General features: G+C 33.4%; 14 protein-coding genes. 2 read left to right on the plus strand and 12 right to left on the minus strand.

Annotated elements, in window-relative coordinates:
• Window positions 1-3 precede the first annotated feature (3 nt).
• The 6 genes from Q0845_RS08220 to Q0845_RS08245 form a co-directional block, all read right to left on the minus strand.
• Window positions 4-786, minus strand: a complete 783-nt coding sequence (locus Q0845_RS08220) for a hypothetical protein (RefSeq protein WP_298511621.1) — start codon at window positions 784-786, stop codon at window positions 4-6.
• A gap of 134 nt (window positions 787-920) precedes the next feature.
• Window positions 921-1643, minus strand: coding sequence for a VOC family protein (locus Q0845_RS08225; protein ID WP_298511622.1), 723 nt, complete (start codon window positions 1641-1643; stop codon window positions 921-923).
• A 2-nt stretch (window positions 1644-1645) separates the two neighbouring features.
• The gene (locus Q0845_RS08230; RefSeq protein ID WP_298511623.1) at window positions 1646-1906 is read right to left on the minus strand and encodes a hypothetical protein; all 261 of its coding nucleotides are present in this window, start codon (window positions 1904-1906) and stop codon (window positions 1646-1648) included.
• Window positions 1903-2802 carry a sterol desaturase family protein gene (locus Q0845_RS08235; RefSeq protein WP_298511624.1) on the minus strand — a complete coding sequence of 300 codons (900 nt, stop codon included), beginning with the start codon at window positions 2800-2802 and terminating at the stop codon, window positions 1903-1905. Before Q0845_RS08235 ends, Q0845_RS08230 begins: the two co-directional genes overlap by 4 nt.
• Window positions 2799-3290 (minus strand): hypothetical protein, encoded by a 492-nt coding sequence (locus Q0845_RS08240; protein ID WP_298511625.1) that lies wholly within the window; start codon window positions 3288-3290, stop codon window positions 2799-2801. Before Q0845_RS08240 ends, Q0845_RS08235 begins: the two co-directional genes overlap by 4 nt.
• A 65-nt stretch (window positions 3291-3355) precedes the next feature.
• On the minus strand, window positions 3356-3919 hold the full coding sequence (locus tag Q0845_RS08245; RefSeq protein ID WP_298511626.1) for a Crp/Fnr family transcriptional regulator: 564 nt from the start codon (window positions 3917-3919) through the stop codon (window positions 3356-3358).
• Between the two features lie 120 nt (window positions 3920-4039).
• On the opposite strand from Q0845_RS08245, the gene Q0845_RS08250 reads away from it, so the two are divergent.
• Entirely contained in the window at window positions 4040-6124 is a 2085-nt protein-coding gene (locus tag Q0845_RS08250) for a BNR-4 repeat-containing protein (protein ID WP_298511627.1), read from the plus strand.
• A 7-nt stretch (window positions 6125-6131) separates the two neighbouring features.
• Here the strand turns inward: Q0845_RS08250 and Q0845_RS08255 are convergent, their stop codons facing one another.
• Window positions 6132-7286, minus strand: coding sequence for a DUF6438 domain-containing protein (locus tag Q0845_RS08255; protein ID WP_298511628.1), 1155 nt, complete (start codon window positions 7284-7286; stop codon window positions 6132-6134).
• A gap of 171 nt (window positions 7287-7457) precedes the next feature.
• On the opposite strand from Q0845_RS08255, the gene Q0845_RS08260 reads away from it, so the two are divergent.
• Entirely contained in the window at window positions 7458-7664 is a 207-nt protein-coding gene (locus Q0845_RS08260; protein WP_298511629.1) for a hypothetical protein, read from the plus strand.
• Window positions 7665-7729: 65 nt separating this feature from the next.
• On the opposite strand, the gene Q0845_RS08265 is transcribed toward Q0845_RS08260, so the two are convergent.
• From Q0845_RS08265 to Q0845_RS08285, 5 genes are all read right to left on the minus strand, one after another.
• Window positions 7730-7978, minus strand: coding sequence for a hypothetical protein (locus Q0845_RS08265; RefSeq protein WP_298511630.1), 249 nt, complete (start codon window positions 7976-7978; stop codon window positions 7730-7732).
• Between the two features lie 173 nt (window positions 7979-8151).
• The gene (locus Q0845_RS08270; RefSeq protein ID WP_298511631.1) at window positions 8152-8715 is read right to left on the minus strand and encodes a type 1 periplasmic binding fold superfamily protein; all 564 of its coding nucleotides are present in this window, start codon (window positions 8713-8715) and stop codon (window positions 8152-8154) included.
• A 10-nt stretch (window positions 8716-8725) separates the two neighbouring features.
• Window positions 8726-11128: a TonB-dependent receptor gene (locus Q0845_RS08275; RefSeq protein WP_298511633.1), complete on the minus strand. Its 2403-nt coding sequence runs from the start codon at window positions 11126-11128 to the stop codon at window positions 8726-8728.
• A gap of 40 nt (window positions 11129-11168) precedes the next feature.
• Window positions 11169-11501, minus strand: a complete 333-nt coding sequence (locus Q0845_RS08280; protein ID WP_298511635.1) for a hypothetical protein — start codon at window positions 11499-11501, stop codon at window positions 11169-11171.
• A gap of 143 nt (window positions 11502-11644) precedes the next feature.
• Entirely contained in the window at window positions 11645-12739 is a 1095-nt protein-coding gene (locus Q0845_RS08285; protein WP_298511637.1) for a DUF695 domain-containing protein, read from the minus strand.
• Window positions 12740-12753 lie beyond the last annotated feature (14 nt).

A 12753-nucleotide genomic window follows, 5' to 3' on the forward strand; every position in this document is an offset into this window, starting at 1 on the left:
TATTTATTTCATTAATTCTATTTGAAATTTTGTAGCGTTGAATGCCATTTCTAGACCTTTAATGTTAGATTCAAGTGCGCCAATTTCAAATAAATCATTCAAATGTTTCGTTTGTTTTTCAACATTATCAGTATCTCTTTTAAACATTAGATATTTTAAAAGAATTAAATTGGTCATAATCTGATCAGATATACTTGCATCTTTTTCTTTTAAAGCCTCATCAATGGTAGTTTTTATTTTGGAATCATTTTTAGATAATTCATCAAATAGATAGGCATTGGCTAAATCAGATTTGTTCATGTTAGCATAATCGTTCTGATTGGACATATCTTTTCTATACGTCATTTTATTTCCATTCAGAAAATACCATCTTGTATAGGAATCATTCTCTACTTTTATTTCTTTTTCAAAGACTCTTTTTTTAACGCTCCAGTTTGTAAAAGCAATTAGCAATTCTGTTCCGTCCTCTTTTTTTAGAATGGCAAATTTTATTAAATAGTTTCTGTCACCAGGTTTTTCAATTTCTATATCAAGTCTGTTTTCTAATGATACATATTTTTTTACTGCTTTTAATATTGAAGAAACATCTTCTGGACTCGCCTCAGGAAATAAATTTTCTCTCAAAAACACATCGATGTATAGATAATGTGTTAAATAAAAATCGTCCATTTTAAGGTAATTTACTTCCGTAAGATTGTCAGATTTTATTTTAATTTTTTCAGATTGAGCATATCCAAGATTTGTAAATAATACTAGAAGTGAAACTATAAATAAATTTTTATGCATTTTATTGATTTTATATTGAGTTCAGAATACTCTATAGGTATTGTAGTTGTGAAAAGTGTTACAATGTTATTGCGATAAAACTACATTATTCTTATTCAAAGTCAAAACAATATAAATTTTAAAATTAAAACATACTAAAATACTTCTTTCACATAAAAAAACGCTTCGTTCGAATGATCTGAAAATAGCATACGATCTGCATCAACGGCAATTTGTGTTCCGCCATTTTCTAGGATCAATTTTTTTGTGATTTCAATATCTTTCACACCAAAAGTACAGACCCAATATTCATACGATCCTTTGTACTGATTGTCAATTTCTACAATATCAGCAATATATTCATTATTGGAATTGTAAACAGCATGCAATCCGCTAGTTTTTTGAATGATTTTCCAATCAAAGATTCCTTCGTAAAACGGAATGGCTTTGGAAGCATCTGAAACATGAAGTTCGTTCCAAATAAGCGTATTTGCTGTATTTTTTGTTCGAACATTGGTTAATTGATCGCCTTCATACACCGTGAATCCAGCACCAGAAAGATCGCGAATCAAAGCAATTTTAGTATTAGAAGCAATTTCAGATTGCAATTCGATAATTCCGCCTAATTCGCGCGCTTTTTCAACTGTTTCTGCAACATTGTCTACTTGAATATACGACATCCAAAAGTGCGGCATGCGCATTTGTTTGAATTTATCTGGCGTTTCATACAAACCGGTAACTTCAGTATTTTTAATAAACGCCGTATAATAGTCATCGTACTGATAGTATTTCCACCCAAAAACAGTTTCATAAAAAGATATCGTTTCTTTTGGCGTGTATGTAGAAAGATCGGCGTATATAAAATTATTAGTTTTCATTATTAATGAGGTATCAGTTTGATAATAATTAAATCTATTACAGAAAGCATTAGTAGTATAAACATCCAAACCCACCATTTTAGCTGTATTTTTTTAGCTATTTTCATTTCTGCCCAAGTCCATACTGTAATATAACCAATCCATAACCATATATTTTTGATTTTATACATGATCATAAGAATCATTCCGATCATAAAGATGATCATCACGAGTGTAAATTTAATCCAGTCTTTTTTGGTAGCATTTTGCCCAACAGCATTCATGATTTGGGAATCTTTTGATTGCTAGGCATCCAATCTGGCGGTTTTATAAAGGCTAATAATTTATTGTGTATGCCATCAATTTGCTTGAGTTTTTTAAAGAAACGTGTAATTCCATGAAAAAATACTTTGATAGGATTCGTACTTTGCAAAGGTTCCGAAATTCCATAAACCACTTTTTCCACTTCAGGTTCAAACGTACCTAATAATCGATCCCAAATAATAAAAATACCAGCATAATTTTTATCCCAATACTGTCGGTTTGATCCATGATGCACTCTGTGATGCGATGGCGTGTTGAAAATAAATTCGACAGGTTTTATGAGTTTCCCAATGATTTCTGTGTGCAATAAGGTTTGAAATACTTGTACAAATACTTCTGAAAGCAATACTAAAATAGGATCGAATCCTAACATGACTAACGGCAATGAAAATACAATAGGCATGATGGCGTCAAACGGCCCAAAACGATATGCAACCGACATGTTAAAGTGTGGCGAACTGTGATGTACAGTATGTGTTGCCCAACCAATTCCGATACGATGCATCATGCGATGTTCCCAGTAATATGCAAAGTCAGCCAAAATAATACAAGCGATGATGGTTGCCCAATTCAAGTCTAAATGTGGTAAACTTATATTTTGATAGATCCAAAAATAGAGTTTTGTAATGGCCAATATTCCTAAGAGAATTTCAATAGCAAAGAAGGCTCCGAAGGTGATGATATTCGCAAGGCTATCAAAAATTACGTTTGCGTTCAAGCGTTTTAAATAGGCGTATCGAATCAATTCCAATACAAAAAACGGAACAATGAGGTAGAGTAGACTTAGGTCATTGAATATGTAAAACCAATATTCAAGATCAATCCAACTGATTTTTTGTGATAAAAACTCTATCATGATTTAAATCTTTTCCAAGTTTCTACATCACCATATCCATAATAATCATAGCTGAGTTTAAATGAATTTTCATCAACCATATCAATATTACATTGTACATCATATGTTTCTCCTTCATATTCAATTTTATACGTGCCTTTGCCTTTGTAACCGTCAAATGAATTTATGGTAAGAGTTTTGGTTTTTTCAGCTTTTTCACCATATCCTTTTTCATCTTGATATTCATAAGTATAGGCATTGAATTTGTTGCCTTCTTTTTTGATGTCATATACGATAGCACCTTTATAGTCGTCACTGTTATAGTTTACAATCCATTTACCAACGATATAGTCTGTTTCGTAATTTGGAGCGGTGTTTTCAGTGTCAGGAATTACTTCATTTGTAGTGATTGAATCTTTGTTTTGAGCAGCATAGGTCACTAAATGTGCACCGCCAGCGAGGAGGATAATGACCAATAAACTTCTAAATAATAATGTTGAATTTTTCATCTTTTTTATATTTACCACAAAGATTCACCGACTTTTAAATTGTTTTTTTGATCTAGATCAAAAAATTATTTCTGTGTCCGTAATCGGCTCAACGTTTCTTGAGAGATTCCTAAAAAAGAAGCGATATAGCCTAATTTGACTCGCAATTCAATATCAGGAAAAAAAGAAAGCAAGGTTTGGTATTTTTCTTTTGCGGAAAAGAAGGACCAACCTTTATTGAATTCGTCTAAAAAGATCAACATTTCTTCGGCTAACAGTCGCGCAAAATTTCCAAAGGCAGGAAAATCGGCAATTAACTTTTGATAATTGGCGTAACTAATTTGATACACACAACAATCTTCTAATGCTTCAATTTCTTCAAAACCCGATTTTTGTGCATAAAAACTATGCCACGACGTAATGAATTGTTCTTCTTTATAAAACCATGAAGATACTTTTTTTCCATCGTGATAATAGTAGTTGTGTAAAACTCCTTTTTCTATAAAATACAGGTAATTTGCCTTATTTCCTTGCGATAAAATAATGTCGCCTTGCGGAATTTCTTTTCGCTCAAAACTTGTCTGAAGCCTTTGTAATAACTCAGGACTTACAAAGCATCGATTACTTATTTGCTGGAGTAAATTTTGCATTGATATATTGAAATACGTTACAATTGATAGTTAAAACTACAAGAAACCTTATAGAAAACCTAAGTAGAATGTATATTTTACGGTGAGCGTCATTCATGAATATTCCTTAGGTTTGTAGTTATGAAGTACATTCAATACGCAATGCTATTTTTCTGTAGTGTGTTATTTGCCCAAAAGCAAGCAACACATACGTACAGTGAATCCGAAGCTATTTCTTCAGAAGCTTATCAATCAATGACGTTTAACGGTGTTTGGAGTTGGTTTTCCGATCCAAGAGCTGTGTATTATGAAGGAAAGTTCAAACGAACGTATGCAGGTTGGATAGACAATTACGGTGATGTACATATTGGTTATTACGATCATGATACTAAAAAAGTAGCTTCAAAAGTTATTTATGATAATTTAGAAATTGACGATCATGATAATCCTACCATTTTATTGGATGATGACGGACGTTTATTAGTGTTTTTTAATACACATTTGCAAGAAGCGAGTCCGTTGTATATGCGAACGTCTACACATACCGAAGACATTACAGAATGGTCGCCCGTTAAGGAATTATTTTTAAATGACACTGAAAAGTTTCGGAATGCAAGCGCCATGCATCATACATATACAAACCCTGTGCGATTGTCTGCCGAAGACGGTAAAATTTATTTGTTTTGGCGCGGAACATTTTTAAAACCTTCGTATGCTGTTTCTTCGGATAGCGGAAAAACATGGTCAAAAGGAAAAATTTTATTCATGCCGACTCAGAAAGAAAATGCAAAGGCTCCGTATACCAAAGTCTATTCCGATGGTGTTTCTAAAATTCATTTTGCGTTTACAGACGGACATCCAACCAAAGAAACCAACAATGGATTGTACTATATGTATTATGAAAATGGAGCGTTTTACAAAGCCAATGGAACAAAGATTAAAGAGGTTTCGCAATTGCCTGTGTATCAATCGGAACTTGATGTAATTTTTGAATCTGATAGTGTAAAATCGTGGAATTGGGATATTGCGCAAGATGCAGAAGGAAATCCGATTGTGACGTATGCGAAGTTTCCAGATGCGCAAACACATATCTATTCGTATGCAACGTTTCAAAATGGACAGTGGAAAAGTCATGATGTGGTCAATGCTGGTGGATGGTTTCCCAAAACTAGAGAAGGAACCAAAGAGTTAGAACCGCATTATGCTGGCGGTATTGTGCTAGATCATGAAACACCAAATACAGTATATCTTTCCGTAAAACAAGATGAAGTTTTTGAAATAGAGCAGTGGACGACGAATGACAATGGAAAGTCCTGGAATGCGAAGAAAATCACATCGAATTCTACCAAAAATAATGTGCGTCCGTTTGCAGTTCGCGGTGCAAAAAAAGGAAATCCGTTGCAAGTATTATGGTTGCAGAATACAAAATATATCTACTATGCACACGATACACGCGGAAAAGAAACTACCTTAAGTTTTAAAGATCGTTATCATACGGCTGTGAAAATGAATCTAGAGAAACCAACGCTAAATTCTGAGCTTACTGAAGAAAGTGTACAAGAATTATTGCGCCAAATTGCAGAATACTTACTTGAAAATCCAAATCATGAGATAGCTCAAAACGATTGGCGTTTCGGAATTATGTTTGCTGGAATTGATGCTTTTTACAAGATGACTAAAGAAGTACGTTATAAAAATGAATTGGTAAACATTCAACAGTATCAACAGGAGGAAAGTGAAGATTCTGATGAAGATGAACTTGATGTGTTTGGTACAATTTGGTCATACAATGCAAGAAATGATCGTGTCGCGCTTCAGAAAATAGAAAATTTGATTCCTAAGGACTTTTCTTTGAAAACACTTTATTTTCCAACAGCTTCTTTGATATATGCGATTCGAAATTTTAATGAAAGTATCACAGCAATTGAAGCCTTAAAAAAAGAATTTACTAGAATTGTAGATGCTTTGTTAATTAATGAAATTGAATCAGCATCATTCATAGATGAAATCCCTGAAAATAAAGCGTTTGTAATTTACTGTTTTGCAGCAGGAATGAATGATGGTTTAGTCGATAAGAAATATACTGATATTGTGCTAAAGACTTGGAAACAACTCCAAGAAAAGCTTTTGGAAAATGATCAATTCAAAAAATTGGACGTAGAAACAAACGCCGCCATTTTATTAGCAGGAAAAGAGATTTACACGATTTTAAAACGTAACAACTAACATCTGTCTATTCCAATTTCTTGAAATCAGTTTCTGTAAAGTTTTTTTCTATGAAATTATAGCCTAAATCATAGGTTGTCATATGTCCGTCTTTTAGGTACACTTTGTATAATTGACCGTCAGATTCTATTTTTTTTATGCTTGACCTAAAATAACCTCCATGAAAAGTATATTTCTTTTCAAAATTCGCTGGTGTAATTGTTGCGTTTTGAAACGCTTGCCATAATAAAAATCCCTCTGATTTCTCTAGAAACAATCGTTTTGTGCCTTTTTCAAAATAGACTCTATCTAATATAGGCACCTTTGTGTTGAATGGAATTGAAGAGAGTTTTATTTGCTTGTCTAAATTTAAAGTAGCGCAATATGCCCACAACATTTCTTTGGTTCCTGCTTGCCCATAATCGCTGATGGTTTTTACGATGTTCCCATTTTTTAGGAATGTTGAAGAAATCGTTTCATCGTCTGTATGACCAACACTGTAATACTCATCTACTTTTGAGATTTGAATGTCTTCTAATTTTTTGAATATATAGTTGGTGAATTCTGGTGAAAGTTTCCCTTGAAACACTCCAATATGATCTGTAAATTTTTCTCCATAGTACACAAGTCTTCCATCTCGCTGAATAGAAATATTCATAATAGGGCAGGAGCCAAAACAACCAGAACGCGACAATACAACTTGATCAAACTGAAGCGAGTCTTTTGGTTTTTTGACCAATGGTACAAGCGTAAGATAGGTAGTGTCCTTTTTTTTCAGTAAGAGTGTATCTTTTTTAGAAGCATCTATCGTGCACTTAAACAAAAGTTTGTCCTTTAAAGGATGCTGTATAAATAGACTATCGGCTTTTAATTGATACGGAACAAATCCCACGAAAGTGTCATAACTACGTTTGCGCGTAATAGTATCTAGCTTATATTCAATAAATTGCTTGAAATATTCTAGTTTGTTTTTTTGAAAGTTTATTCCAATTGGTATTTGAAAAGGCGAAGAATTGTAAGTCTTTATAATTAAACCAGTATCCGTACTCTGTTCCGTTTCTGCATATCTGGCGTCAATCCAAGAGCCTTGTATTTTGGTTTGTAATGGAATTTGTTGTTGCTTTTTTGGTGTGCAATTATAAAGTAAAAGGGAAATAAAAATGCAATAGGTAATGCTTTTCATATACGAGGTTTTAATGTATATGTAAGGTATGAATATTATGAGTTTTTTACTGATTAGACTTTATAAAATATATTTTAAAGAAAAACCTTACTTTTTATATTGTGTAATTACTATTCTTTTAAAATATAGTTGCTACATTCATAGACTATAAACCATTAAAACACGAGAATCATGTTAAAAAGCATTTTAAACGTAAAAGGAACAGAAATCTTGACGAAGAAAAGTCAAAAAGTAATTGGAGGAATAGGAGGAACAGTTGGAGAAGGTTTTGGCGGTCCTTGCGTTGACAGCCATGATTGTACTGCAACCAATACTATACCTTCTATTTGTTGTTCAGGGATTTGCATTTACACTACAAATTGGCGAGATGTTTGCTAAAAAATGATTTTATTACAACTTCATAGTGACCCGTTTTGAAAAACGTTACAGTTTTCTAGGATGGGTTAATGTACTTTTTGTACTCGTAAGTATTTTACAAGAGAGAATAATGAAATCAAAGTCCAAATTCCTTCCAAAATTATAAATGGAATGTATTTTAAGAGTACAGAAGCTAGGCATGCCATTCCTGCGCCAATTAAGTTGAGTAGTATGGAAGACAGATCGTTGTGTTTAACTTTTCCAGTTATATTCAAAAAATAGGCGAGTAGTATTTGAAATACGCCAATAAAGCCAATCCAATCAATTAAATTCATATATAATATATTAGTGGGGTTGTATATAAACAACTCTTATGGCTGTCGAAAAAAATCCTGAAACTTTCATTATTATATATATTATCATTTTGCTTGTTGTAAAAATTAAACTAAAAAAGCCATTACAACGATTGTGTAATGGCTTTTTTAAATATATTTTTTCTAACTTTTCCTTACTGAATAGTTACATCAAATGTCGCAGAAATATCAGTTTCTCCACCTGCATCACCTAAACCAGTATTTGGTTTTGTTGGCTCATGACGTAAAGTTACTGTGTATGTACCGGTACTTGCCGCACCAGTAGTAACATCAAATGAAGTTCCTAAAACATTACCAGCTGTATCTAAATTAAAGTTTGCTGTGGTTACATTTAAACTTCCGCCAACTGTATAGAAAAATTGGTGTTCTAAATCTTCTTCTTCAACTTCAGTTGTAATGTTTTCAGCAGGTGTTTCTGTTTCGTTTAATAAAACCACTGTTCCATTATATGTTGTACCAGCTGCTAAATCTCCAGAAACCGTTATTACAGGAGCATCCGATCCGTCACCGTCTAAATCTCTAGACTGTAAAGTAACTGCAGTTCCGCCACCAGCAGGTGTTAAGGTAACAGTTAGTGTAGTAATAACCTCTTCTTCATTTACGGGCGCTGGTGCCGCATCATCGTCATTAGAACAGCTAGTAAAAAGTGTTCCTGTGATTGCAATGGCTGTTATGATTGAAATTTTAAATTTTTTCATTTTTGAATTTTTAATAAGTAATTTTTAGATTTATTGTAAAGTTTCTACCCAAATCATCTGCATAATAACGCAAACGGTTTAAGTAATTTCGATAGTTAGTATCGAAAATATTTGAGACTGACAATCCAATGTTGAGCGTTGAATTTTTACTCAAAGAAAAGTCAGCATTTGTATGTAAATGCAATAAATGATACGCATCAGGTGGCGTACTTACATCTACCAATTCTAACGTGCTTGTTTCAGGAATAAAAGCCTCAAAGTTGTTGTCTGGGAATTCATTTTGTCTAAATGTATATTCACTTCGCAATTCAACTCGTAAGTTTTTTAATTCCTTGTTTTGATATACCAATCCGTTCATTGTACTTACGGGTGGCATATCTATTAATGGCAAGTCTCGTGTTTCATCATATCCTTTTACCATTGAAAATTGATGGTAGAAATTCCAATTGTCATTAAATGTAAGCGACGCGTCAACATCAACTCCTACGAGAGTGGCGTTGGTTTGTCTGTATTCCCAAACTTGGAAATTTCCACGAATGGTTTGACGAATTTCTGTTGGCTCAATGAGCATAAAATCATTGATAAAATTGATATAAGGATTCACTGAAAAGCCAAATGTATTTCCTTGTTTTTGCAAGGTAACCGACACTTTGTGTGCAATTTCCGAGTCAAAACGCAAATCTCCTAATTCGATACGAGATGCAGAATGATGCAATCCTTCACTAAATAATTCGGATGGATTCGGAGCGCGCGAAGCCAATGAATAATTTGCAAATAATTTATAGTCATCATTAAATGTATAGCGTGTTCCCACAGTCGCTGAAACGTTTGAATAGTCCAATTTCGGGTTTGTCAATATTTGATTACCAAATACTTCGACTACGAGTTCTGGAAACAGTACATCGTAGTTTCGATCTTCCCAGAAAGAACTTCTATAAAACTTTTGGGCGTCAATATTAAAATAATCAAATCGACCACCAACTTCGACCAAAAAGTTGTCCGTTATTGAAAAATCAGCAACTCCATAGATTCCAAAATTGAATCGCTCATAATCAGGAATCAATCTTCGTACACCTGTACTTGGGTCTGCCACATTTTTTTGATATTGTGCCAAGATTCCAGTTTTTAGGTTGAAAAGATCGGAGTTATTTGTATCTAAATCCAAACGAATGGTTTGTGAGTTTAATGCTAAATCTAAAGATGCTCTATCGTTATCATCGCTACTTCTACGAACATCAAATTCGAGACGTTCATTTTTTTGAAAGTCGTATTGGAGCGTTACTTTTCCTAAATTTTTAAAATTTTTGAATCCACGTACTTTAAACAAGTGATGTGTTACATCCTGCTTTGGAGCGTCAATGTCATACGTGAAATCTCTAATTATAAGTGGAATACCACTATTGATGGAACGCACCTGATCGCTGGCACCACCAATATGTGATGCACGCAAAATGCCGATTTCATTTTTAAAGAAAGAATAATAAGCTTCTACACCATAGTCAAAACGATTGATTCCAATTCTCGCAGCAATACTGCGCCCAAAGATGCCTGTGTTGCTTAACACATAATCTGGTGCTTCATAATCACCAAATCGTTTGAGACTTCCTTGAATTGAACCATACCAACCATTTACATAACTTTTTGTGAGCGTTGAGGTAATTACTCCTCCACGACCATTGGATGCAGCCGCTACATGTGTTTTACCATATATGGTATCTTTTACAGGAACTTTGGCAGCTTCCGCTACAATAATTCCTCCAACAGCATCACCACTATATTTTAATGCTCCTGCACCTTTAATAAGTGTGATATTTCCGATGGAATTTACATCAATACTAGGTGCGTGTTCTGCTCCCCATTCTTGATCTTCCATACGGACACCATTGTTCATGATAACAACTCTGCTACTATGCAAACCATTAATCATTGGTTTTACTAATGTATTTCCTGTATTTAACGAAGAAACACCACTCAAGGTATTTAACACATCTCCTAAAGAACCGTTACTAAAACGATCTAATTGTTGTTCCGTTACTTTTTGTTCAAAGTTTGTCTTTGTTTTATTGCCAAAAATCGAGGCGCGTAACGTTATGGCATTCAGTTCTTCTAAATGATGTTCTAGTTTGAAATTTCGTTTCGTATCACTAGAAACTTTTACTTTAAAAGCCTGCGTGTCACAATTAGGATGTGATATTTGTATGGTGTACGTTCCTTCGCATAAGTTAGAAAACGTATAGATTCCATTGATGTCAGATTCAACTACTTTCTCTAGCCCTGCTATAATTAGCGTAGCGCCAGGAAGTACAGAGTCGTCATGTAAATCGATAATCTTACCAGATAGTGTATAGTTACAGTTTTGACTTTGCATAACCATAGCACTACATAGCATTAACATATATAAATATGTTCGCATGTAAATTCTTTAATTAAAAATAAATGTATCTTGATTGTACTCAAGAAAATACCGGCGGTGCACGAAGTTGCGTATTTGTAAGCGGTAAATAATAACATAAAGGCGTTGTAGAGCCTAATGTTGATTTTGAAATAATTGGAGATACTTCTAATTCTGGGTAACTTGTGAATTCAAAATAGAAATTCGTAAAGTGATAATTACACAAGTCACAATGCACATTGTTTTCATGAACGTGATCTTCTTGTTCATGACACGTAATGTATGCGTGATCTTCTTCTAATTGATGTGAAAACTGTATATAAGAAGGAAGCACCAATGTTACAAGTAACAATGAAGCAATCAATATTTCTTTTATGTTTTTTACGGTTTTCATTGGGTTTATCACCAATTCATAGAATGATGAACGCTCACAAAAATAGTAAAAGCTTTCTTGTAAAAAAAATAAGTGCTTACAGAATTGTCAAATTATAACAAAGTTGGTAGAGTTTGTAGGTATTTGAAGAGATAAATCTGTTATTAATTCACTATAAAACGATCAAAAGATTGCCAGTATTTGTCTTTATAGATATCGAAGTCTATTTTAATGCTGTTTTGATATTCTTGTTGAATGTTATAAAGAACTTTAGAAGGTTTTCTGAATTCTATACAGGCAAAATATACTTCTCGTGAAGAATCTGCCGTTTGCCTTCCAATATTTATATAACCATCAGCATCTTTCAATTCAGTCACTATTTTGTCTTCTATTTCAGAAAGCAATTGATAGGTTTTTTCATCAGGCATTCCGTTGGTGTTTTTACCATCGTATTTTATTTCTAAGACAGCGATCCAAGGATGTGAAGCTTTGCTATCCCAATTCAATACATCTGTATTTACGACGGCAAATAATGGAAGTCCATTTTCTAAAAAAGCTTCCAATCCTGCATAACTGTCGTTTTCAGTATCGTGACGTAAGCCTTTGTATTTTTCTATAAATTCTTTTTCTCTCCAGATTAAGAAGTCTTTTAGTTTTCTTATCGGAACTAGTTCTTTTGTAGCATCTTTGGTGTTGATAATGTGTATGTTATCAATAGTGGTGACAGTGTTCAATTCTCCCAAGAAATTATCTAAGGTAAGATATACGCCATTAACGACATTGTTTTTAGTTGCTTCCGAAAAGTCTTCATGTGTAATGGTAATATCAATTTCATCAGGCAGATGCGGATGATCGTTTGAATAGAAGAATAGCGTATCTTCACTAAATACATGTCCATTCATTTCAAGACTATATTTTGAAATATTGGAAGGTTGTTTGAGCGCAGTTATTTTCCAATGCTTCATTTTTGGAGCTGCAGCTACTAATTCTTCTGTAAAAACAATGTTTTTGGTAATACCATCAGCTGTTAAAATAAGTTCGGCTGTATCATCGTCAAACATACCTGCTAGATACCAAAAACCTTCTTTTAATTCAGTTAGTTTTGGACCAAGCTTGTGAAAGAATTCACTTTGAATATCGCCATCGTTTTTTAAAACTTTATAGAATTTATTTTCGTGTTTTTCAAACCATTCCCAAAAGTCAGCATATGAATTTATGGGTTCTTTTTTTCCGTTAAATAGTGATTTGAAAAAATTCATGTCTTTTGAGTTTG

It is taken from the genome of uncultured Kordia sp. (assembly GCF_947489565.1).
GTDB lineage: Bacteria > Bacteroidota > Bacteroidia > Flavobacteriales > Flavobacteriaceae > Kordia.